Annotated in this window: 20 protein-coding genes; 18 read left to right on the top strand and 2 right to left on the bottom strand. The window is 52.1% G+C overall.

Annotated features, from left to right (window positions below; all coding sequences use genetic code 11):
• Positions 1–16: 16 nt before the first annotated feature.
• From fliD to argH, 16 genes are all read left to right on the top strand, one after another.
• The gene (gene fliD, locus CHH75_RS13180; RefSeq protein WP_095398386.1) at positions 17–1504 is read left to right on the top strand and encodes a flagellar filament capping protein FliD; all 1488 of its coding nucleotides are present in this window, start codon (positions 17–19) and stop codon (positions 1502–1504) included.
• Positions 1505–1561: 57 nt separating this feature from the next.
• Positions 1562–1957 carry a flagellar export chaperone FliS gene (gene fliS, locus CHH75_RS13185; RefSeq protein ID WP_244908261.1) on the top strand — a complete coding sequence of 132 codons (396 nt, stop codon included), beginning with the start codon at positions 1562–1564 and terminating at the stop codon, positions 1955–1957.
• Positions 1954–2265 (top strand): hypothetical protein, encoded by a 312-nt coding sequence (locus CHH75_RS13190; protein WP_095267038.1) that lies wholly within the window; start codon positions 1954–1956, stop codon positions 2263–2265. The genes fliS and CHH75_RS13190 overlap by 4 nt, the downstream gene beginning before the upstream one ends.
• A 13-nt stretch (positions 2266–2278) precedes the next feature.
• On the top strand, positions 2279–5443 hold the full coding sequence (locus CHH75_RS13195) for an IPT/TIG domain-containing protein (RefSeq protein WP_176475559.1): 3165 nt from the start codon (positions 2279–2281) through the stop codon (positions 5441–5443).
• A 304-nt stretch (positions 5444–5747) separates the two neighbouring features.
• Complete coding sequence (locus CHH75_RS13200; protein WP_009594275.1) at positions 5748–5945, top strand: cold shock domain-containing protein; 198 nt, start codon at positions 5748–5750, stop codon at positions 5943–5945.
• A 368-nt stretch (positions 5946–6313) separates the two neighbouring features.
• Positions 6314–6874, top strand: coding sequence for a ribosome hibernation-promoting factor, HPF/YfiA family (gene hpf / locus CHH75_RS13205; RefSeq protein ID WP_095267035.1), 561 nt, complete (start codon positions 6314–6316; stop codon positions 6872–6874).
• A 475-nt stretch (positions 6875–7349) separates the two neighbouring features.
• Positions 7350–9863 carry a preprotein translocase subunit SecA gene (gene secA, locus CHH75_RS13210; RefSeq protein ID WP_095398388.1) on the top strand — a complete coding sequence of 838 codons (2514 nt, stop codon included), beginning with the start codon at positions 7350–7352 and terminating at the stop codon, positions 9861–9863.
• 236 nt (positions 9864–10099) lie between these two features.
• Positions 10100–11213 (top strand): peptide chain release factor 2 gene (gene prfB / locus CHH75_RS13215; protein WP_141235842.1). Its coding sequence is split into 2 segments (ribosomal slippage): positions 10100–10171 and positions 10173–11213, totalling 1113 coding nucleotides; the frame shifts between segments, so codons are not numbered across the junction.
• 27 nt (positions 11214–11240) lie between these two features.
• Positions 11241–12155 (top strand): YitT family protein, encoded by a 915-nt coding sequence (locus CHH75_RS13220; RefSeq protein WP_095398390.1) that lies wholly within the window; start codon positions 11241–11243, stop codon positions 12153–12155.
• Positions 12156–12449: 294 nt separating this feature from the next.
• The gene (gene argC / locus CHH75_RS13225) at positions 12450–13502 is read left to right on the top strand and encodes an N-acetyl-gamma-glutamyl-phosphate reductase (RefSeq protein ID WP_095398391.1); all 1053 of its coding nucleotides are present in this window, start codon (positions 12450–12452) and stop codon (positions 13500–13502) included.
• A gap of 20 nt (positions 13503–13522) precedes the next feature.
• A complete protein-coding gene (argJ, locus tag CHH75_RS13230) occupies positions 13523–14749 on the top strand; it encodes a bifunctional glutamate N-acetyltransferase/amino-acid acetyltransferase ArgJ (RefSeq protein WP_095398392.1) in 1227 nt (408 codons plus the stop codon).
• A 134-nt stretch (positions 14750–14883) separates the two neighbouring features.
• A complete protein-coding gene (argB, locus tag CHH75_RS13235; protein WP_095398393.1) occupies positions 14884–15720 on the top strand; it encodes an acetylglutamate kinase in 837 nt (278 codons plus the stop codon).
• 62 nt (positions 15721–15782) lie between these two features.
• Positions 15783–16970, top strand: a complete 1188-nt coding sequence (locus tag CHH75_RS13240; protein ID WP_095398394.1) for an acetylornithine transaminase — start codon at positions 15783–15785, stop codon at positions 16968–16970.
• A gap of 54 nt (positions 16971–17024) precedes the next feature.
• The gene (gene argF / locus CHH75_RS13245; RefSeq protein ID WP_095398395.1) at positions 17025–17981 is read left to right on the top strand and encodes an ornithine carbamoyltransferase; all 957 of its coding nucleotides are present in this window, start codon (positions 17025–17027) and stop codon (positions 17979–17981) included.
• Positions 17982–18117: 136 nt separating this feature from the next.
• Positions 18118–19350, top strand: coding sequence for an argininosuccinate synthase (locus tag CHH75_RS13250; protein WP_095398396.1), 1233 nt, complete (start codon positions 18118–18120; stop codon positions 19348–19350).
• 166 nt (positions 19351–19516) lie between these two features.
• Complete coding sequence (gene argH / locus CHH75_RS13255) at positions 19517–20935, top strand: argininosuccinate lyase (protein WP_095398397.1); 1419 nt, start codon at positions 19517–19519, stop codon at positions 20933–20935.
• Between the two features lie 141 nt (positions 20936–21076).
• On the opposite strand, the gene CHH75_RS13260 is transcribed toward argH, so the two are convergent.
• Positions 21077–21868, bottom strand: a complete 792-nt coding sequence (locus CHH75_RS13260; protein WP_095267014.1) for an alpha/beta hydrolase — start codon at positions 21866–21868, stop codon at positions 21077–21079.
• Positions 21869–22140: 272 nt separating this feature from the next.
• On the opposite strand from CHH75_RS13260, the gene CHH75_RS13265 reads away from it, so the two are divergent.
• Positions 22141–22866 (top strand): polymer-forming cytoskeletal protein, encoded by a 726-nt coding sequence (locus CHH75_RS13265; RefSeq protein ID WP_095398398.1) that lies wholly within the window; start codon positions 22141–22143, stop codon positions 22864–22866.
• Positions 22866–23105, top strand: a complete 240-nt coding sequence (locus tag CHH75_RS13270; protein ID WP_095398399.1) for a hypothetical protein — start codon at positions 22866–22868, stop codon at positions 23103–23105. The genes CHH75_RS13265 and CHH75_RS13270 overlap by 1 nt, the downstream gene beginning before the upstream one ends.
• Here CHH75_RS13270 and CHH75_RS13275 read toward each other — a convergent pair.
• Positions 23102–24541, bottom strand: a complete 1440-nt coding sequence (locus CHH75_RS13275; RefSeq protein WP_095398400.1) for a VanW family protein — start codon at positions 24539–24541, stop codon at positions 23102–23104. The genes CHH75_RS13270 and CHH75_RS13275 overlap by 4 nt on opposite strands.
• Positions 24542–24568 lie beyond the last annotated feature (27 nt).

A 24568-nucleotide genomic window follows, 5' to 3' on the forward strand; every position in this document is an offset into this window, starting at 1 on the left:
TCAGGAGGTGTGAACAATGATATCACCTATTCGGTTTGGAGGTATCGCCTCGGGGCTAGATACAGATATGCTAGTTAGCCAGCTGATGACTGCAGAAAGAATGCCTCTAAACAAATTAAATCAACAAAAACAGAAGTTGGCATGGAAACGGGAAGCTTACCAGGAAATGAACACCCAACTGACTGCTCTTCGCACGTTAACGGATAAGCTCAGGTTCACTACATCATTCAACAAACAGGCAGCCTCAAGCAGTAATGAATCCGTTATTAAGGCTACATCATCTTCGAATGCTGTTAGTGGAAGCTATAGCATCCAAGTGAATAGCCTGGCTTCGTCAGCACTTGTAACCGGAGACACTACCAATATTAATTTAAAGGATAAGATAGGAGTCTCCTCCGAACAAACATTCACAATTACAGGTCCTAAGGGCGACATCGAGGTTAAAGTGACTCCCGATTCGACATATGAATCGGTCATGAAGCAAGTAAACGCAGCGAATACAGGTGTTAATCTTAGCTTTGACAGCATTAACAAACGTTTTATGGCGACAACAACTTCCACTGGTGAGTCGGCAGTTTTGAAGGTAGATGATCCTGACGGTGTTCTTCAAAATTTCTTTAAGCTGGACTCAGCTTCTTTTCCCCAGAGCGGAAGTAACGCATCAGTAACTATAAATGGAACAACCATGGAGCTGGAGAATAACTCCTTTGAGTTTAATGGCGTACGTTTTGATATTCAAGGAGTGTCGACTTCGGCGGTGTCCGTTACGGTGTCGCAGGATACCCAAAATATTGCATCCGTCATTAAGGAATTTGTTGAGCAGTATAATGCTCTTGTAGATTCAATTAATGGAGCAACAAAGGCAGTGCCGAATCGGAGCTATACTCCGCTCACGAGTGAGCAAAAAGAAGGTATGACCGAAAAGCAAATTGAACTCTGGGAATCGAAGGCCAAGACTGGACTTTTATACCGTGATAGTATCTTACAGGAAACACTGACGTCTCTTCGGGGGATGCTTCTCCAAAGTGTAGAGGGTCTGCCAGAGGAATTTAATAGTTTGTCGGATATAGGAATCACATTTAAGAAGTTTGTCCCAGGCATGACAGGTGAGTTGGGAAAGCTGGAGTTGGACGAGCAGAAACTCCAAGATGCTATCACGAATAATCCGGAAGCGGTTATGAATCTATTTACCAAGACCACCAGCTTGAAACCGGGCGAGCAGGGTTATGTTGAAGAGGCAGGCTACGGGGACAGGCTCTATAACGCATTGAATACGAGCATCAATAAAATCATCAAGCAAATCGGTACAACGACGATATCTGACAGTGCGGACAGCAGTATATTCGGTCAACAATTCAGAGATCTTAACAGCAGGATTGACACACTGGAAAACCGCCTTAAGGCCGTGGAGGAACGTTACTATAAGCAGTTTACAGCCATGGAGAAAACACTGCACAAACTAAATTCTCAAGCAAGCTGGATTGCACAGCAGTTAGGCCAATAGTATCGAAATGCCGCCTATTTATGATGGAAACTTACGTTAATAAGGAGAGGTTAACAAATGATGGCACCGACACCCAATTATCAACAACAGTATCTAAAAGCGAAGGTAGAAACCGCTAGCCCCGGTGATTTAACACTCCTGTTATACGAAGAGTTGCATCGTAAATTAAATATGGCAAGGGTACTCTATGAGAAGGGGCAATTTCCAGAAATGATGGATCGGTTGCATGGGGCTCGCTCAATACTGTATGAGTTCATAGCAACACTAAACTTCGAATATGAAATCTCTCATCAATTAAGGCAGCTATATGATTATTATATTCGAAGAATAGGGGATTTTGCAGTGAATAAGGATATCTCTATTCTTGATGAAGTCATTGAGTTTGCGAGAGAGTATACCGATACTTGGAGACAAGCATTGGCCCAAGTCAAAAGTGCTAAAGGTAAATCATGAACCGAGAAGAGATCTTAGAGCAATTGCAGAGCAAATATTCGGAAATTGTAAAGTGCAATCAAATTACCCTCTACTACGAACTTGAGAAGGAAATAGATTCATGTTATGAAGTGCTCCAATCCTCGAGCCAAGATGCCTACAGTGAGAAGGAGCTTAATTTGCTGCAAGAAGTAGCCAGTCTTCATCAAACCATTGTTGGCATGATGGAAGTGAAGAAACAGCAGATGACGAAATTGAATCAACTAGCAAAGGACAATTATGCCCGGACAGCCGTCACAGAATCATATTTCTTTGATAAACAATCATAAAAGGAGGAGAGTTATGAATAAGAAGTCAATAGCTTTATTGCTTCTATCCTTTGTTCTGCTTATAAGCGGTGTACCTGTACAGCCTGCATCAGCCAGTTCTGCAAGCTATGTCACAGCTACAAAAAGCTTAAATCCATCAAGTATTCTTGTAGGAGGAGAAACTGAAGTTACGTTAAATATTCAGGGAACGCCTCCCGTCAATGTAGTAAAACCGAACGATGTCTTACTGGTCATCGACCGTTCCGGAAGTATGGGAACGGAGAAGATGAACGCTGCTAAATCGGCAGCAAAAGGATTTATTGATTTGATGGATCTGACCCAGCATAGAGTAGGTATTGTTGACTATAGCTCGGATGTAAGATCCTATGACTTAACCACAGATGCAGCGGGTGCCAAGAGCTATATCGATACTCTGTTTGCTAATGGCGGAACGGCTACAGGGGATGCCATTAACGTCTCGACAGAACTGCTTGCTAATCATCGGGATGAAGCACAGCCAGTTATTGTCTTATTGACTGACGGTGAAGCGACAGGTACTGGTGATGGACTGAATGCATTCGATTACGCGCTAAAGAAAGCTAACGAAGCGAAGGACGCGGGGATTGTATTCTATACAATCGCTTTATTAAATGTCGGAGACAATCCGGATAATAGTGCGCCGAATAATTTGCTTAAGAACATGGCAACAACTTCTCATCACCATCATTTTGTGCTGGGATCCGTTGGCTTGAGCGCTATTTATGAGGCCATCGTTCAAGAGATTGGTCTTGCCAGCGCGTATGACGTCGTAGTTAAGGATGTTGTGGCTCCTGGCTTTGAGATTGTCCCAGATTCTTATCTCAATAATATTCCAAAACCCGAAGTTGTAGGTAATACGTTAACATGGCGATTCCTCGAGTTAAAGGACGATACCCTTACCTTTACTTACAGTATTCGACAGAAACCTGGAGGAAAGAACGGTACCTTTCCTGTAACAACCACCGAATCTGTGATTACTTATAAAGATTACACAGGATCTTCCAAAACATATAGAATTCCAACGGCAAATCTTGAGGTCACCTATTTGCCGCCTGTGATTGATAGTATTACGCCTGATAAAGGGTTGACTGCCGGTGGAGAGCCGGTAACCATTACAGGCGCCAATTTTAGGGCAAATGCAAAAGTGATGTTCGGAACTAAATTCGCGACAAATGTGGTTGTCGTAAATGAAAACGAGATCACTGCGACTACACCTGACGGAACACAAGGTATGACCCAGGTGAAGGTAATTAATGATGATTCCCAGTCGGACACCATCGATTTTGCTTATTATGCAATACCTGAAATCACAAGTATCACGCCGACAAATGGTCCAATATCAGGGAATACGAATGTAAAGATCTATGGTAAGAACTTCATGAACGGTGTTAAAGTTAAATTCGGAGATCGATATGTAACATCTCTAACCTACTACAACTCCGGGTATTTATATTTACAAACACCTGCAACAGATACTTGGGGAGCTGTAGACGTGGTTATTGAGAATCCGGACGGCACAACCACCGTGCTCGAGGATGGATTCTTTTATGATGAACCTCCTAAATTGACACTTACTGATGTTGCACCTAATGAAGGTCTTACGACTGGAGACGAGATCGTGGTGCTCACTGGAATGGAGTTTAAAGCAGGGGCCAAGGTTTTCTTTGGAGATATTGAGAGTCCTTCTGTGACGGTTAACTCAGCTTCAAGACTTACTGTTAAAACCCCGGTAGCGCCAGAAGGTACTGTGGATGTAAAAGTAGTAAATACGGATGGGGCCGAATCAGTTTTATCACAGGCGTTTACATTTTTACCTCCGCCGCCTCCGAACCCACCCCAAATTACTGCTGTGTCTCCAAACTCCGGTAGGTTGGATGAGTCTACGCTTGTATATGTAGATGGTAAAGACTTTGTTAGTGGAGCCGTCGTTTATTTTGATGAAAATGAAGTTTCAACTAGTTATCTTAGTGATACGAGACTTCGATTCAGAACACCGACTGGCAACGAAGTGAAGTCGGTAGCAATTAAAGTCGTCAATCCAGATGGGCAATCAGATGTTCTAGAGGATGCCTTTAGTTATCTCCCTCCTCCTGAGAAGCCCGATCCGGTCATTAACGGTGTAACGCCAGCGAACGGACCGATGGCAGGAGGAACTTTGATCTACGTTGACGGTGCAAATTATCAGCAGGGGATTCAATTATTTATGGTTCGTGATGGAGTAGAGACACCTCTTTCCGCTGATTATCTCAGCTCCTCTCGTCTCAGACTTCGCACCCCGGCCGTCAACGCGCCTGGAGCTGTCGATTTTAAGGTCGTCAATCCAGATATGAAAGAAGCAACGTTGTTATCAGCGTTTACTTATGATCCGCCACCTGTAATTCCGGCGCCAACAGTTTCTCTGATTTCTCCTTCTGTAGGAAATACGAAAGGTGGAAATATTGTTGAGATAACAGGAGAGAACTTCCAAAGAAATGCAACGGTTAGCTTTGGGGGTTATACAGTAGGATTGCATACGTTTGTAAGCGACACGAAAATCCGGGTAAGAGCACCAGAAGTAACAACAGCTGGAATTGTTGATGTTACAGTGACCAATCCAGATGGTCAGTTTTTTACCGTCAACAATGGGTATACTTTTGAGGAGTTACAGCCTATCATTACCAATGTAAGTCCTTCTAATGGTCCGCTTGCGGGTGGTACGCTAGTATACGTTGATGGCATGTATCTTGAGCCTTCTTTAACCGTTACGTTTAATGGTAATGTTATAAATTATGATTATTTGAGTGCAACTAGAGTTCGATTTAGAACTCCAGCAGGTACAGCACCAGGCCCTGTTGATATCGTGATTACCAATCCAAACGGTAACTCGGCAACTTCACAGTTTACTTATGACGCACCACCTCCAGTTCCTGCACCTACACTGCGGGCACTTTCACCTACCAGCGGTCCTGTCAATGGAGGTACGCTGCTGTATGTAGATGGTTCTAATTTTGTCAGTGGGGCAAAAGTTCATATTGACGGTGTTGAATATTCTGCCGATCTGCTTAGTGCAACTAGACTCAGACTACGCACTCCTAGAGCAAATGCGCCTGGTGCAGTCGAGGTAAGAGTTGTTAATCCTGATGGTCAGCAATCCGGAGCTCTATATTTCGAATATAGATGATGGACATAGCAATTGATTGGGAAAAGGGTGCTCGTAGAGCGCCCTTTTTTCATATCAGAGAGTCAGCAATGTTTCACTTCCCGCCCCTTGGGTTAATAATATGACAGACATACTCGTTCATTTTTTTGTCTATTGCTGCCGAATTCTGGTGTCGAAGACCTATAGACAATTTCCGACGTTTTTTTTGACGGAAAAAACTGTCTCCGGGGCGATTGACACTGGATAACGCGGGGTGCTATAGTCGGAAATGTGGACGGACAAATTACTGTCACACTTTATTTGACAATGAAGGGAATGTTAGTGCATGCAAGGTAAAGTTAAATGGTTCAACGCAGAAAAAGGTTATGGCTTCATCGAAACTGAAGATGGCGGCGACGTTTTCGTACACTTCTCCGCAATCCAGTCTGAAGGCTTCAAGACCCTGGAAGAAGGACAGTCCGTTGAATTTGAAATCGTTGAAGGAGCACGTGGCCCGCAAGCAGCTAACGTAATCAAATTATAATCATCCCGGCACAGCCGACCTACATAAACATGGTATAGATGGTTAGCAATTGAGGATTCGCTAGCGAGAGACCCTGATTCGTCAGGGTCTTTTTCTGTTTTTTGTAAGCGGTGTCGCGGCGGATGCCCGTCCCGTGTGCGACCGGGGTTCCGCTCACAGCCAGCTCATCGCACACGAATACGAATGATGCCGCCAAGCCACGATTCCTTAGCCGGCCACAAGAGGCGAGTATCCATAACAATGACGCAATCTTTCCACGGCAATCCCCCAATATTTTCCTTTCCATATTATGTGCGAAAATTCACAAAACTGCCTTTTACACAGCATTAACATAATGGTATAATAAGGTTGCAAAGGAGGAGTGCCCTATGCAATTCAGTATTCGAGGTCAACAAATTGAAGTGACCGAAGCTTTGAAGGACTATGTTGACAAGAAGCTCAGCAGACTTGAGAAGTACTTTGATGCACCCCCCGCCTCAGAAGGATACGTTACACTTAGTGTCATTCGAGGATTGCACACAGTGGAAGTGACGATTCCGCTCCCAGGCGTGGTTCTGCGCGCGGAACATCGAAGCGATGATATGTATGCTTCCATTGACGCTGTTGTGGACAAGTTGGAACGTCAGATTCGCAAACACAAGACGAAGCTGAACCGTAAGTTCCGTCAGGAAGGCAGTCTGAAGATGCTGATTGCCGAGAATGACCAGGCCGCAGGGAACGCTGTTCATGAGGACGAACATGAAGAGGACCAGTATCAGGTCGTCCGCACGAAGCGTTTTGCCATGAAGCCGATGGATGTGGAAGAAGCTATTTTACAAATGAACTTGGTTGGACATGACTTTTTCGTTTTCTCAAACATTGACACCAAGGAAGTGAATGTCGTCTACAAGCGTGATGACGGCAAGTATGGACTGATTGAGCAAGGCTAAGCCAAGTGCTGCTAGCTCCCCGCTAGCTGCTATCCATCTGCATGGCCAAGCCGCAGGCTCCATACGCAAGCGACGATAGATTTACCATGACATGAGACTGCAGGATGAGCCTTCACCCGAATGCCGGGTGGGGCTCTTTATTTGAGTTGCAGGATGCGCTTGAAGGCGCTCAGAACAGCTCGCCTGGAAGCAGCAGAAAAATATGGTGTCTCCCGGCTTCGCAACTTTTCATATAATTAAGGCGTCTTAAAGAAGAAGAGAAAATGCCGCTATCTCACTCTTGAAGTAACCCTAATGTTGCGGCATCACATACAAACTGTTACAATTTATGCAAACCCTATTCCGGTGGACGGACTTCAAGAGGCCTGCCAGGAATGGGAAATCATAAGGAATCCATGAATCGATTTCATCATTTAACCCTTTGGCATTTAATGAAGTTGATTCGATCACTTGTTTTGCACGAAAGGGGTTAACCATGCTAGGACTTGTCAAAAAGATTTTCGGCGACACCAACGAGCGTGATGTCAAACGTCTCATGAAGACGGTCGATGTAATCAACCAATTGGAACCGCAGTTTGAGGCGCTCTCGGACGAGCAGCTACGAGCTAAAACAGAAGAGTTCCGCGCACGGATCGAGAAAGGTGAGACGCTGGAGGAACTGCTCCCTGAAGCGTTTGCGACAGTCCGCGAGGCTTCCAAACGGACACTGGGCAAACGTCATTATGATGTCCAGCTAGTCGGAGGTATGGCCCTCCACGAAGGGAAAATCGCTGAAATGAAGACCGGTGAAGGTAAGACCCTGGTGGGTACACTGCCGGTTTATTTGAATGCCCTCCTGGGGAAAGGTGTTCACGTTGTTACCGTCAACGATTATCTGGCGCAGCGTGACAGCTCTGAGATGGGGCAAATATATAACTTCCTGGGCATGACCGTCGGGGTGAACCTGAGCGGCATGGAGCATGCGGAGAAGCAGCATGCGTATGCATGCGATATTACGTATGGAACGAATAATGAATTCGGCTTCGACTATCTCCGCGATAACATGGTGCTGTATAAAGAGCAGATGGTACAGCGTCCGCTGTATTTCTGTATCATTGACGAGGTTGACTCCATTCTGATCGACGAAGCACGGACACCGCTGATCATTTCAGGTCAAGCGCAGAAGTCGACGGAGCTGTACTTTGCGGCAGACCGTTTTGTGAAGCGTCTCGTGCCGGAGGAAGACTACACGGTCGATATCAAGGTCAAGGCCGTTTCGCTGACCGAGAAAGGTGTGGCGGCAGCCGAGCGCGCTTTTGGCATCGACAACCTGTACGACCATAACCATGTAACCTTGAATCACCACATTGTTCAGGCGCTGAAGGCCAATGTCATTATGCGCCGGGATGTCGATTATGTTGTGACGGAAGATGAAATTGTCATCGTCGACGAATTTACGGGCCGCCTGATGGCAGGTCGCCGTTATAGCGATGGTCTCCATCAAGCGATCGAAGCCAAGGAAGGCATTGAAGTTCAGAATGAGAGCATGACGCTTGCGACGATTACGTTCCAGAACTACTTCCGGATGTACCGCAAGCTGGCGGGTATGACAGGGACGGCGAAGACGGAGGAAGAGGAGTTCAAGAAGATCTACGGTCTTGAAGTGCTCCAGATTCCTACCAATAGACCGAACCGTCGTAACGACATGCCGGATGTCGTCTATAAGAGTGTAGACGGCAAGTTCAAGGCCGTTGTTAACGAAATCGTGGAGCGTCACCAGAAGAACCAGCCGGTGCTGGTTGGTACGGTCTCCATCGAGAATTCCGAGCGACTGTCCGAGATGCTCAAGCGCAAGGGCGTTAAGCATAAGGTGTTGAACGCGAAGTATCATGCGGAGGAAGCTGAGATCATCTCCAAGGCGGGCCAGCCAGGCGCGGTTACGATCGCAACGAACATGGCAGGACGCGGTACGGATATTATCTTGGGTGAAGGCGTTCAGGAGATTGGCGGTCTGCACATCATCGGTACAGAGCGCCATGAATCCCGCCGGATCGATAATCAGCTCCGCGGTCGTGCGGGTCGTCAAGGGGATCCGGGCTCGACCCAGTTCTACCTGTCGCTCGGGGATGAACTGATGAAGCGTTTTGGCACTGATAACGTGCTGAACATGATGGAGCGCCTGGGCTTCGAAGAAGACCAGCCGATTGAGAGCAAGATGATTACACGCGCGGTGGAATCGGCTCAGAAGCGGGTAGAAGGCAACAACTTCGACATGCGTAAAGTCGTTCTGCAATATGACGACGTGATGAACCAGCAGCGCGAAATCATCTACAAGCAGCGCCGTGAGATTCTGGAATCCGAGGACATCAAGCAGATCGTCCTGGATATGATCAAGCCTGTTATCCAGCGTGTGGTAGAGGCGCACTGCAGTGACGATATTCCGGAGAACTGGGAACTGCAGGAAGTGGCCGATTACGTTAACAACAAGCTGCTTGATGAGGGCGCGATTACCCGTGAAGATCTGTGGAGCAAAGAGCCGGAAGAGATGGTGGAATACATCTTCGGACGCGTGCTGAGCAAGTATGAGGAACGCGAGCAGGCACTCGGCCATGAAATGGTTCGGGAGTTCGAGAAGGTTATCGTTCTGCGTGCCGTAGACAGTAAGTGGATGGACCATATCGATGCGATGGACCAGCTTCGTCAAGGTATTCATCTCCGTGCTTACGGCGGTACCGATCCGCTGCGTGAATACCAGTTCGAGGGCTTCGAAATGTTTAATGCCATGATTGCGACGATCCAGGAAGAAGTGTCGACCTACATTATGAAGGCACACATCGCTACGAACCAGGAGCGCCAGGCTGTCGTGGACGAGAACAAGGTATCCACCAACAGCGGCAGTGAGCCTGCACAGAAGCGTCCGGTTCAGGTCGGCGATCAGGTGGGCCGTAACGATCCATGTCCATGCGGCAGCGGCAAGAAGTACAAGCATTGTCATGGGCAGAACGCTTAAGTAACCAAGCGTTGTCCCGTATGATGTGAAGTGAATATTGACCCGCGCTTAGGAACGAGCGTGATTACCGGCTCCCTTAAGAGCAGTGGCAATCTTGGCGGCCTTTAAATGGCCTTCTGGATACCGCTGTTCCTTAAGGGAGTTTATGTGAATAAATGGATATTTCGTCACGCTTTTCGTGTAGAACAGGATATACTATAAATCGAAATACGGATTAGAGAAAGGGCGATAAACATATGATCGATCCAAGTGTAAAGCAAGACCTGCGCGAGATTAGCAAGAAACTAACCAACCTTAGGGGGTCTCTTTGACTTAGATTACAAGCAGGAGGTCATTGAGAGCTTAGAAGAAAAGATGGCTGCACCGGATTTCTGGGATGACAATGAGAAGGCCCAGAGCATCATTTCGGAATTGAATGGCGTCAAATCCAGTGTGGAGCAATATCAGAAGCTGCAGCAGGAATATGACGATGCGGTTGTCATGATCGAGCTTGCGGATGAAGAGGGCGACGAATCGCTCAGCGGTGAGCTCGGCGAGTCCGTCAAGGAGCTGGTGAAGCGGGTGGAGGATTTCGAGCTTCAGCTGCTGCTGAATCAGCCCTATGACAAAATGAATGCCATTCTGGAGCTGCACCCGGGCGCTGGCGGAACCGAGTCTCAAGACTGGGGGCAAATGCTGCACCGAATGTATACCCGCTGGGCGGAAAAGCGAGGCTTTAAGGTAGAGACGCTGGATTATCTGCCGGGGGATGAAGCTGGCATCAAGAGCGTGACGCTTCTTATCAAAGGCTTCAACGCCTATGGCTACCTGAAGGCGGAGAAAGGGGTGCACCGTCTCGTACGCATCTCGCCGTTCGACTCTTCCGGTCGGCGCCATACCTCGTTTGTATCCTGTGATGTTGTGCCGGAGATTACGGATGATGTTGAGATCGAAATCCGTACCGAGGATTTGAAGATCGATACGTACCGCGCTAGCGGCGCTGGCGGACAGCATATCAATACAACGGACTCAGCGGTCCGGATCACCCATATCCCGACCGGGATCGTTGTCACCTGTCAGAACGAGCGCTCCCAGATCAAGAACCGCGAGCGCGCGATGACGATGCTTCGCTCCAAGCTGTATGAACGGAAGCTGGAAGAACAGCAGAAGGAACTGGCCGAGATTCGCGGTGAGCAATCTGACATCGCTTGGGGAAGTCAGATCCGTTCGTATGTGTTCCATCCTTACAGTATGGTCAAGGATCACCGGACCCAGGTGGAAACCGGAAATGTCGGTGCGGTGATGGACGGAGATCTGGATGCTTTCATTGATGGTTATTTGCGCAGCCAGATCCGGCACGACGCCGAATAAGACCCCTGAGGAGAGATTTGACCCGTTATGGCCCAATCCGTTCGTAACGCGAATGTTCGCAACCCAAAGAAACGCGAGCCGCTCATCCCGATGAACGGCCCGCTTCGACAGACTGTCGATACTTTGTTTATCATTATCGGCTCATTTATTATGGCCGTATCGTTTAATTTGTTCTTTCTGCCGAACCAGATTGCTTCAGGCGGCGTGGCCGGCCTGTCGGTTCTGGCTGAAGCCTGGCTAGGCATCGAGCCGGCCTATACGCAGTGGGGGCTCAACATCCCGCTCTTCATTCTGGGCTTCTGGCTGCTGGGCAAGGAGTATGGCATTCGCTCGCTGCTTGGGAGCATCGTGCTCCCGCTATTCGTTTATTTGACGAAGGACTGGCCGGTTCCAACCTCCAATGCCCTGCTGGCCTCCATTTATGGAGGGATCGGCGTCGGGATTGGGATGGGGCTGGTCTATCGCGGACGCGGCTCCACCGGCGGAATGACGATCGTGGCACAGCTCCTGCAGAAATACAGCGGACTCAGCTTCTCTATCAGCGTCGTGCTGATGGACGCAATCGTCATCTCCTTGGCTGCGCTGGTGCTGTCGCCTGAGCAGGCGTTGTTTGCGCTTATCGGTCTTTATGTGACCGGCAAGGTGATCGACGGTATCGAGCTTGGTTTCAGCTTCACCAAGGTCGCATATATTATATCGGATCATACGGAGCCGATAACAAAAGCCATACTGGAAGATATGGATCGTGGATTAACAAAGCTGACGGCCGAGGGAGGCTACACCGGCGAGAAGCGAACGGTGCTGATGGTCGTGGTGAGCCAGAGCGAGATTCCGAGGCTGAAGACGGTTGTCCAGTCGGTAGCGCCTGATGCATTTGTCATTATCAGCAATGCGCATGAGGTGCTCGGCGAGGGCTTTCGGGATATTAAAGGATCGTCCTGATTCTCCTGGTGAGCGGATGACCACGAACACGACAGCTTCTATCACGATATGTGCTTTTTGAAGGATCCTTATAATAGGGAAAGTATAGATACAGCTTCTGCAGGCTGACCGCCTGCGGGAATCTGTATTTTTTTTGTTTTTATGAATAACCATTGTATTTATATGAATGTGGTCGTATAATAATACATGTTTATGAGACGGATAACAGAAATCGATGATCGTTTAGCCCGGCGGCCAGAGCCGCTTGTCGTATACATGCTTGCCCAGCAGTACGTGGAGAGAGGATGAGTCATAATGGTACAAGAGAAGTTGAGAGTTGCAATCGTAGGTTCAACAGGCTACGGCGGAGTGGAGCTGATTCGACTATTGCAGGCGCACCCACATGTGGAGATCACATCGGTCATTTCTTCGTCCAGCGCAGGTGTGCCGATATCGGAGGGCTTCCCGCATTTAACCCATATCATTGAACGGAATCTGGATGGTGTTGAGCCGGCTGACATTGCCGCTGTGGCCGATGTCGTGTTTACGGCCACCCCTTCGGGCGTCAGTGCCAAGCTCGTTCCGCAGCTGCTGGCGGCGGGGCTGAAGGTCGTTGATTTATCCGGTGACTTCCGCCTCAAGGACGGCAGCGTATATGAAGCGTGGTATAAGCACCCGGCGCCGGACAGCGAGTGGCTGGCCAAGGCGGTTTACGGGTTAAGCGAAGTATTTGGCAGCGAGGTCACGGGACAGTCCTTCATTTCGAACCCGGGCTGCTATCCGACCGCGACGCTGCTGGGACTTATCCCGGCGCTCAGCGCGGGCTGGATTGACCCGAAGACGCTGATCATTGATGCGAAATCAGGCGTTTCGGGCGCAGGCCGCGGAACGAGCCTGACGACGCATTATGCGGAGATTAACGAAAACTTCAAAGCCTATAAAGTGAATAAGCATCAGCACATTCCTGAAATCGAGCAGGTACTGAGCCAGGTGAGCGGAGCGCCGGTGACGGTTACGTTCACTACCCATCTCGTACCGATGACAAGAGGAATTATGAGTACGATGTACGCATCGCTTCTGGGCACATATACTGAAGATGATTTGATCGAACTGTATCGCCAGTATTATGAAGGACGCCGATTTGTCCGCATCCGCGATAAAGGCGTATGGCCGGCAACGAAAGAGGTTAGCGGGTCCAACTACTGCGATATCGGCTTTTCCGTCGATGCCCGCACCAACCGGGTAACCTTCATATCGGTCATCGATAATGTGGTGAAAGGTGCTGCAGGTCAGGCGATTCAGAACCTCAACTTGATGATGGGATGGGAGGAAAGCCTCGGACTTACGTTTACACCAGTGTATCCGTAAGCGGACGAGGGGACATGAACATGGAACAGAAGCTGTATGCGATCGTTGATGGTGGAAGTATTGTAACGCCGAAAGGATTCAAAGCCGCAGGTTTGCATTGCGGGCTTAAGAAGACGGATCGTCATGATCTCGGGGCCATTGTATGCGACGTGGCTGCAACTGCGGCGGCGGTCTATACGACAAACGCGGTGCAGGCTGCCCCGCTTCAGGTGACGCGGGAGAGCCTCCGCAGCGGCAAGCTGCGGGCGATTGTGGTCAATAGCGGGAATGCGAATGCCTGCACAGGCAAGCAGGGATTGGAGGACGCTTACGTCATGCGTTCGAGCGCTGCTGAGCAGTTTGACGTGGCAGAGGACGATGTGGCTGTTGCTTCGACAGGCGTTATCGGCGAGCTTCTCCCGATGGACCGGGTGACCTCGGGCATTACCGGGCTGCCTGCCCGCCTCAGCGGGGATGCGGAAGGCGCTGAAGCGTTCAGCCAGGCGATTTTGACAACGGATCTGGTGAAGAAGGAAGCCTGCGTCACCGTCAAGGTGAACGGAGTCGATGTGACCATCGGCGGTGCAGCCAAAGGCTCCGGCATGATTCATCCCAATATGGCAACGATGCTCGGGTTCGTGACGACCGATGCGGTTATCGATCAGGAAGCGCTGCAGCAGCTGCTGCGCGATACAACCAATACAACCTTTAATATGATTACGGTAGATGGAGATACGAGCACGAATGACATGCTGATTGCAATGGCGAGCGGCCTTGCAGGCAACGAACCGCTAACGCCGGCTCATCCGGACTGGGAGGCCTTTGCGGCCGGATTCCATGATGTGTGCCGGGTGCTGGCGATGGCGATTGCCCGTGACGGCGAAGGGGCCTCGAAGCTGATCGAAGTGCGGGTCAAAGGCGCAGAGTGCCACGAGGACGCGCAGGCGATTGCGAAGACCGTGATTGGCTCGAGCCTGGTCAAATCGGCGATGTTTGGCGCGGACGCCAACTGGGGCCGAATTATTGCAGCCGTCGGGCGCGCAGGACGTCCAGTGAACCCGGAGACGGTGGACATTCACATCGGCCCGATCCATGTGCTGGAGCAGTCCAGACCGGTTCCTTTTGACGAGGAGGCTGCGCTTGCTTACCTGCAGGGCAGTATGGTGGAAATTGACGTGGACCTGCATATCGGAAGCGGCAGTGCAACTGCGTGGGGCTGCGACCTCACATACGACTATGTGCGGATTAATGCGGCATACCGGACATAATAGGCCGGTCAAGGCAACGGGGAAGCGGCGATATCGAGAGACGATATTGAGATCAGATTACGCGTGAGAACCTAAATTCACGGGTATGAAATATGGAAACAGCTTAACAAGTTCGGATCAGGAGGGGACGAAACATGAAAAGTGTGACAGAACACCAGGAGCAGCAGCAGGGGGCTGTAGCCGCCGGCGGGACGTTTGTCATGAAATGCGGGGGCAGCACGCTGGCTGCCCTTCCGGATAGCTTTTTCGAGGATTTGGAGAAGCTGCAGCAGCAGGGAGTCCATGCGGTCATCGTTCATGGCGGCGGACCTGCCATCTCCGGCAATCTGGAGAAGCTGGGCATCGAGACGGAGTTTGTGAACGGACTTCGGAAAACGACGGAAGAGGTGCTGGACGTGGTCGAGATGGTGCTTGCAGGCACCATTAACAAGCAGATCGTGCGCCGAATCCAGCGTGCGGGCGGCCAGGCGATCGGTCTGTCAGGCTCCGATGGCGCGCTCATTCAGGCAAAGCCGGTGACGAATCATGCGGAGGTCGGCTATGTAGGCGATGTTACTGATGTAAAGTCCCCGATCCTGACGGGCATGATGGATATGGGGTATATCCCGGTTGTAGCCCCGATTGGCGTGGACGCTGCAGGACAGCGATACAACATTAATGCCGATACGGCGGCAGGGGCAGTGGCCTCTCATCTCGGCGTGCAGCAGATGATCGTGGTTACTGACGTGCCGGGCATCTTGAAAGGATCCGGAAGCGAGAAGCGGGTACTTCCTTCCGTGACCGTCCAACAGATCGAGGATATGATCGGAACGGGTGAAATCTACGGCGGCATGATTCCGAAGGTCAGAGCAGCGATCAGCTGCATCCATGGCCAGGTGCGCGAGGTCGTGATCGTGGACGGAAGCGAGCCGAATGTGCTGAGCCGCGTGCTGGCAGGGGAGAAGCTCGGTACACGCATTGTGCGGATGTAAATGCAGGCGGAGTTATTTCATACATCATTAAACCATTGAAAGCCGAAGGAGCGTGGAGGGTCATGGGAAAAGAAAGCTCGTTGTTCCAAACGTATGCGAGATATCCGATCAGTCTGGTGAAAGGGGAAGGCAGCTGGCTATGGGATGACCAGGGGAACAAATACCTGGACTTTATGTCAGGCCTGGCGGTGACCAATCTTGGTCATGCCCCTGCCAAGGTCAAGGAGAAGCTGAAGGGACAGCTGGATGAGCTGTGGCATGTATCTAATCTGTTCCACATTCCGGGCCAGGAAAAAGCGGCCGAGCTGCTGACGGCAAATACGTGCGCGGATGCGGTCTTTTTCTGCAACAGCGGGGCAGAGGCGAATGAAGCCGCCATCAAGCTGGCGCGCCGCTATCACCAGAAAGTGAAGGGAACGCAGCGCTTTGAGATCATCACTTTCGCGCAATCCTTCCATGGACGCACGTTGGCAACGTTGACCGCAACCGGTCAGGACAAGGTGAAGGACGGATTTCTTCCGCTTCCAGCCGGCTTCAAGACGGTGCCTCTGCATGATCTTCCGGCACTGGAGGCAGCGATTACGAAGGATACAGCGGCGATCATGCTGGAGATGGTCTTGGCCGAAGGCGGCGTGCATCCGGTGGATCCGGAGTTTCTGAAGGCGGTCAGCGAGCTGTGCAAGCAGCATGGCCTGCTTCTCATCGCCGACGAGGTTCAGACCGGCATGGGGCGTACAGGCAAGCTGTTCGCGCATGAGCATTACGGGATTGAGCCGGATATCTTCACGGTGGCCAAAGGCCTCGGCTCCGGCTTTCCGGTAGGCGCCATGCTCGGCAAGGGCTTCCTGCGCGAAGCCTTCACGGCGGGGAGCCACGCCTCCACCTTCGGCGGCACGCCGCTGGCAAGCGCAGTGGTCACTGCCACCATCGAAACGATGCTGGAGGATCAGGTGCCGCAGCGAGCGGCAGAAGCGGGCGAGTACTTAATGGGCAAGCTGAACGAGAAGCTGGGCAGCCATCCTTTTGTCAAAGCGATCCGGGGCAAGGGCCTTCTGATCGGGATGGAATGCGCGGAGCCGGTCGGTGAGCTGGTGCTGAAAGGTCAAAGCCGGGGGCTGCTGTTTGTCACAGCCGGACCGAACGTGATCCGTCTGCTTCCTAATCTGTATGTCACCCGTGAGGAGATGGATCAGGCAGTCGAACTGCTGGCTACACTCATTCAGGAGCATACGGCGGTTAACCAGGCATAGAGAGTCGTGATACAATGAGAACATCGATTAGATACAGCAAGGAGGATGCAGTTTATGGCCGCTAGCGGACAAGTGCAGCAATTGAACCTGAAAGGGCGCGACATGATCGAGCTGGACGATTATTCAAACGAGGAAATCCAGTATCTGCTTGACTCGGCGATAGAGCTCAAGCGCAAACAGAAGAGCGGAGAGGTGTACCAGCCGCTGAAGGGAAAGACGATCGGACTGATCTTTGAGAAGTCGTCCACACGGACGCGGGTTTCGTTCGAAGCCGGTATGTTCCAGCTTGGCGGACACGCGCTGTTCCTGAGCAAAAACGACATTCAGCTCGGGCGCGGAGAACCGATCAGCGACACGGCCCAGGTCATGTCCCGCTATTTGGACGGCATCATGATCCGCACATTTGGCCATGACAATGTGGTCAATCTGGCGAAATATGCTTCGATCCCGGTCATTAACGGGCTGAGCGACATGGCGCATCCTTGCCAGGTGCTGGCTGACCTGCAGACGGTGCTGGAGCATAAGGGCAAGCTGAAGGGGCTGAAGATGGCCTTCATCGGGGACGGCAACAACATGGCCCACTCCCTCCTGATCGGCGGGGCGAAGATGGGGATGCATGTGGCTGTCGCAAGTCCGGAGGGCTACCAGCCGGATGCCGGCATCGTGCAGCTGAGCCGTGAGATTGCAGCCGAGTGCGGCGGTCAGATTACGGTGACCCAGGACCCGATCGAGGCGGCCAAGGATGCCGATGTTGTATATACGGATGTGTGGGCAAGCATGGGCTTTGAAGAGGAGCAGGCGCAGCGGGAAGCGGCTTTTGCCAACTATCAGGTGAATGAGGATCTCGTCAAGGCTGCGAAGCCGGATTATCTGTTCCTGCACTGCCTGCCAGCCCATCGCGGGGAAGAGGTCAGTGAAGGCGTGATCGACGGACCGAATTCCGTCATTTTTGATCAGGCGGAGAATCGCCTTCATGCGCAGAAAGCGCTGATGGTTGCTTTGATGGGATAATAAGCTAGAACGATCGTAAGAACATCGGCTGCTGGTCTGCAACAGCAACAGGCTGAATACGATGGCGGCACGAACGACGGATAAGATGAGATTCTGATGAGATTTTGAAGTAACAGGGAGAGGGAGTTTGGATAAGATGGCTAAACAAAAAATCGTACTGGCGTATTCGGGCGGTCTCGACACGTCGGTCATTCTGAAATGGCTGAAGGAAACCTATGACGCAGAGATTATTGCATTCACCGCGGATATCGGGCAAAAGGAAGAGCTGGACGGCCTGGAGGAAAAGGCGCTTGCGACCGGTGCTTCCAAAGTGTATATCGACGACCTGCGGGATGAGTTTGCCAATGACTTCATCTTCCCGATGTTCCAGGCGGGCGCGATGTATGAAGGGCAGTATCTTCTCGGTACAAGCATCGCCCGTCCGCTGATTGCCAAGCGCATGGTAGACATTGCCCGTGCGGAAGGAGCAACTGCGATCGCGCACGGCGCGACTGGCAAAGGGAATGACCAGGTTCGCTTTGAGCTTGGCGCGGCAGCGCTGGCGCCGGAGATTGATGTCATCGCGCCATGGCGGCTGGAGGAGTTCCGCAACCAGTTCCCGGGTCGCGCAGAGATGATCGCTTATGCGGAAGCCCACGGCATTCCGGTAACGGCTTCTGCAGCGAAGCCGTACTCCATGGACCGCAACCTGCTTCATATCAGCTATGAGAGCGGCGTGCTGGAGGATCCATGGTTTGATGCAAGCGCTGAGGAGAACAAGGATATGTACCTGCTCAGCGTGTCGCCGGAGGATGCGCCGAATGAGCCTGAATACGTTGAGCTTGAGTTCAAGCAGGGGAACGTAGTTGCGATCAATGGCGAGTCGTTGACGCCGCTTCAGGTTATGGAGAAGTTGAACGAGCTTGGCGGCAAGCACGGCATCGGTCGGGTGGATATGGTGGAGAACCGCTTTGTGGGCATGAAGAGCCGGGGCGTGTACGAGACACCGGGCGGAACGATTCTGTTCACCGCGCACCGCAAGATGGAGTCGATCACGATGGACCGCGAGGTGATGAACCTGCGGGACAGCCTGATCACACGCTACAGCACGCTGGTGTACAACGGCTTCTGGTTCGCGCCGGAGCGGCTGGCCATTCAGGCGCTGGTTACAGAGAGCCAGAAGAATGTCAGCGGTACGGTTCGCCTGAAGCTGTACAAAGGCAACATCATCGGCGCTGGTGTGAAAAGCCCGGTCAGCCTGTACAATCCGGACATCGCAACGATGGAGGCGGATCCGACGCAGGCCTACGACCAAGGCGATGCTACAGGCTTCATCCGTTTGAACGCCCTGCGGCTTAAAGTAGCCGCCGGTGTCGATCAGAATCAGTAACGAACCGGTTTCGTGCCGGAATCGCGAAGATACAAGTTTAGGCGGAAGGCCGTTTTCATGTCGGAGTGAGGGAGGTAGCGGTCTGGGGGATCCGGATCGAATGCCAACTTGCCATTCTTTCGGCGGGAAGCGGCCATCTGCCTTAAGTAAGAGAGGGGCAAAAGGTGTGAGCAAGCTATGGGGCGGACGTTTTACGAAGCAAACAAACACATTGGTTGAGGAATATACGGCGTCAATCGGGTTTGACAAACAGCTGGCCGAAGAGGATATCCAGGGCAGCCTGGCCCATGTGACGATGCTGGGCAAATGCGGCATCCTGCCGCAAGAGGACGTGGAGACGATCAAGGCGGGGCTGAACAAGGTGCTGGATCGCATCCGCGAAGGCAGCGTCGACTTTTCGGTGTCGGATGAAGACATTCACATGAACATTGAGAAAAATCTGATTGCGGAGGTCGGGCCGGTCGGCGGCAAGCTGCATACCGGACGCAGCCGTAACGATCAGGTGGCAACGGACATGCATCTGTATTTGCGGAACCGGGTAGTGGCGCTGACGGGCATGCTGCATGAGGTGCAAGCGGCGCTGCTTGGACAGGCCAGAGAGAATCTGGACACGATTATTCCGGGCTACACCCATCTGCAGCGTGCCCAGCCGATTCTGTTCGCGCATCATTTGATGGCGTATGTGTCGATGTTCCAGCGGGATGTGGACCGCCTGATCGACAGCTACAAGCGCATTAACCTGCTGCCGCTCGGCGCGGGGGCGCTGGCGGGCACGACGTTCCCGATTGATCGTCATTTTGTAGCCGAGCAGCTTGGCTTTGATGGCGTGTACGAGAACAGCCTGGATGCGGTCAGTGACCGGGATTTCATCCTTGAGTTTTTGTCGCATGCCTCCATCATCATGATGCATCTGTCCCGCCTGAGCGAGGAGCTGGTGCTATGGAGCAGCACGGAGTTCAACTTTATTGAACTGGACGATGCCTTCTGCACAGGCAGCAGCATTATGCCGCAGAAGAAAAATCCGGATGTGCCGGAGCTGGTGCGCGGTAAGACTGGCCGTGTCTACGGCAACCTGATGGGTCTTCTGACCGTGCTGAAATCTCTTCCGCTGGCCTACAACAAGGATATGCAGGAAGACAAGGAAGGCATGTTCGACACGGTTGCAACGCTGGAGGGAGCGCTGCAGCTGTTCGCGCCGATGATTGCGACGATGAAGGTGAACAAGGGGCGGATGCGTGAGGCGGTGAATACCGATTTCTCCAACGCGACCGATATTGCCGACTTCCTCGTTGGCAAAGGCATGCCGTTCCGTCAGGCGCATGAAGTGATCGGCAAAACGGTACTGTACTGCATTCAGAACAACAAATATTTGCTGGATCTGAGCATCGAGGAGTTCAAGCAGTTCTCCGAGCTGTTCGATGACAGCATCTATCATGTGCTCCAGCCGGAGACGGTTGTGAATGCCCGTAATGTGTATGGAGGTACTGCCGAGCCTCAGGTTCAAGCCGCGATCGGCCGTGCCGAGCAGACGCTGAGTGCAACGAAAGCATGGGTCGAGGCGCACAGCGTATCAAGCAACGGGTAAGTCAGCCGGTGTATGACAATAGTAAAGGTCGAAGACCTGCTCGTGATGAGCGGGGACTTCGACCTTTTTTGCTTGCGATTCGGATCAGCGATCCAGCCAGGACGAAGCGTCGGTGCTCGTCTTTCGTGGTGCAGGGCGAAGTTACGCCTGCGTTGATCTCAGCGGAAGCCATTTCAGCACATCCTGGATTTTGGCATCCCAGTAGCCCCATTCATGGGAGCCTGGACCTTCTTCGTAAGTATAGTCAAGCGAGGTTTCTTCACACACCTGCTTGAAATTCTGATTGCTCTCATACAAGAAATCTTCAGTTCCGCAGCATTGATAGAGTTTAGGCTTCGGCCCTTCGGAGCGATCCAGTTCCTTTACCAGATGCAGCAGGTCGTTCTCGGTTCCGGTAATGTCCTGCTCGCCATAGATGAGCTTGAAGTCAAACTGACGCTCGGGCGCATACGGATTACGGAGGGCGCCGGCCATATCGAGCGCGCCGGACAGGCTGGCTGCAGCGGCAAAAGCATCCGGCCGGCGAAGCGCCAGCTTGAATGCCCCGTAGCCGCCCATCGACAGTCCGGCTACGAAATTGTCCTCCCGCTCATGCGACAGCGGGAAGAAGGATCTGGCCAGCGTAGGCAGCTCTTCGCTGATAAACGTCCAATACTTGCCGCCGTACTCCATGTCGGTATAGAAGCTGCGATGAACCTGCGGCATGACTACGGCGATGCCCATTTGGGCGACATACCGTTCAATCGATGTCCGGCGCAGCCAGATGGAGTCATCGTCGGACAGCCCGTGCAGCAAATAAAGCACCGGATGGCGCTCGGCGCGCACGCGGCCCTCCATGCCGATCTGGGTGGCGGTCTGCTGCGGGAGAATTACGGTCATGGACGTGCTCAAGCCGAGCACTTCCGAGAAGAAACGACATTCGATCAGTGCCATGATGAACGAACTCCTTTCAGAATAGAAGGTTGGAATGACATCTAACGGAATTTCTTGGCAGCATCATTAGCTGTACTTTGATCATATCATATCCGGCGCGCTAGAATGATAGCTTCTTCTCGGTCTTGAGACCGAGGCGTCTATCCGCCAGCGGTCGGTTACAGGCAAGCGGGCAATGTGCTACAGTGGGTGTAATGAAATAGAGCGTTGGCAGACCCGGACGACGGACCCGGGATGCTGATATCTAACCTGAGAGAATCGGAGGGCCTCCCATGAGTGCATACGAAAAGAGAAGCGACCTGAAAATATCCGGTGCAGGAAACGGTTCAGGCGGCGTGTACGATAAAGTGAAGATCGACGGCGCTGGCACAGTAAACGGCGATGTGGACTGCCATGACTTTGTTGCCAACGGCAGTGCGAAGGTGCAGGGACAATTGAAGGCTGAAGCGATTCGCATTCATGGCTCGGCAAGCGTGGAGGGACCTGTCCAATCGGAGTCTATGAAAATATATGGAAGCGGCGGCTTCAAACAAAATGTCAGGTCTCGTTCAATCTATGTGGCAGGGCATTGTGCCATCAAGGGGCAGTGCCAGTCCCAGGAGCTGGAGCTGACAGGCAGCCTTAGCGTGCACGGCGACGTGCAAAGCGAGGTGATGCAGTCCAAGGGAAGCTTCCATGTGGACGGCAGACTGCATATCGGCAAAGCGGATATCCAGATGGTTGGCCCCTGCAAGGCGATGGAGATCATCGGGGATGACGTTGCCGTCACAAGAAAAGGAAAGAAGTTCTGGGATCTCCTGAATTTTTCTTGCAAAATGCCGGGGCTTGAAGCCGATCTGATCGAAGGCGATGTTCTTCATCTGGAGTTTACCGAGGCCGATATCGTGCGCGGAAATCGCGTGACGCTCGGTCAAGGCTGTAAGGTACGTCTGGTGGAATACAGGGACGAACTGCATCAGGACCCTCAAGCCAAGGTTGGCGAAGCGCGGCGGATCTGATGCGTCAAGGTCGTTTGGCCTTCAACTTTCGTGAAAGCCCGCAGATGCTGAATGCTCAGCTGTCTGCGGGCTTTCACGCGGTTCCCGGGCGGTGGAGTGAGTGGGCCACCACATGCAGTCCATCGATTGCCGTCAGCCATGTGACGCCGTACGCAGGCCAACAGGCAGGCGCAGAGGGCATCCCACCTCATGAGCCTGGGCAGGGAAGTATGCTGGTGTCAGGTCTCGCTGCCGTTTAAGGCGTGTCTGTGCTGATACCGTCCTCGACGATTTTCTCCTGCGGCGTTTCGGGCGCCTCAGGCATTCCGGCCCCTTTCGGATTAATGGCGATGATGCTGCTTTGTGCCCGGTACGTGTCCTTGGAGATTCTTTCGGTTTCCACCACGCTGCCGTTCACCTTCTTGGTCCGGTAGGTTTCGACGACATACCCCGGCTTTCCGTTCTGGATCACTTGCCGGAATCCGGGCGGAAGTGCGGCGTTATGAATGATTTTCTCCGGGGAAGGCAGCGTCTCAACCGTTTTCGATTCCAGCTCATAGACGGTGTTTTCCGGGAAGGTCCCGAACATTTTTAGTGTCAGGGTTCCGTTTATAACCTCGGAGCGGATTAACAGATGCTTGCCGGTGTTGTTGCGAAACCGGAAGTTGATCGCCCCTTCGGCGAAGGTAGCATCCTGCCCCTTCGGCATGTAACTGACGGGCAAGGAATGATTGCGACGCTCGGTAATCTCGAGCCCGATCAGCAGCGCCGCATGATAAACCGTGCTCGATACCTGACAGATTCCCCCGCCGATTCCCGGCACCAGCCTGCCGTTCACGATGACCGGAGCCTCCTGGAAGCCGTATTCCTTCTCGGCAATCTCGATAATATGAGCATAGTTGAATTCATCGCCGGGCTTGAGGATCATCCCGTCCACCGCCTTGGCCGCAGCGGTGACGTTATGTACCCTGCCGGGTGCGCTCGCCCCGAGGGAGGTTGAGGTCTCGATGATTTTCCGCTCGATTCCTTCCGCCTTGAGCGATTTGACCGTCTGCGCAGGCTGCATCAATGTGAGGGGAAGCTCGACGGCGATGCCCTCCTGCTGCCCGGCTTCCAGATCGGAGAATTCACCCGGAATGGCGGCGCTGAACCGGTCGTAGAAGAGCGGCCAGTCGATCCGGTAAGCGGTTCTTTCCGGCGTGTACCTGACCACATCATCCTCTGAAATGCTCCGCACGGCGTTGACGGGTTCCCCGAAACGCTTCTTCTCCCATTCTTCGGAATATCGTGCCTTCAGAACATCCCGGTTCCAGTGAGCGGACAACTCGAAGTTTCTCTCGAAGTTTTTCCGGTACATGGCCCGGGTCCATATATCCCCCTCGGACAGTTTATTGACTGCGTCGATAAATTCCTCTGCATGAAACGTCACTCCTGCCTCACCGAGCGAGAGTTGCTCTGTTTGCCCCTTCAAACCGTCGGCTTGAAGCTCCAGCCTGACGTCTTGCATCGTGTTCAGCCGCTGCTCCAGCTCCTCAAGCACCGTTTGCGCCTCCTGTCCGCCGACATCCCAGCCGGACACCACGACGCCCTTTGGCAATTTGGTCTGATCTGTATACAAGTGGAGCAGACCGTACCCCACTGAACTGATTAGCACCAAACCGATAACAACAATAAAACCAAGATGAATTTTTTTCATGAAGAGACCACCTTTTACTTCGTATTG

Origin of the sequence: Paenibacillus sp. 7541 (assembly GCF_002276395.1) — a bacterium.
Lineage (GTDB): Bacteria > Bacillota > Bacilli > Paenibacillales > Paenibacillaceae > Paenibacillus_AQ > Paenibacillus_AQ campinasensis.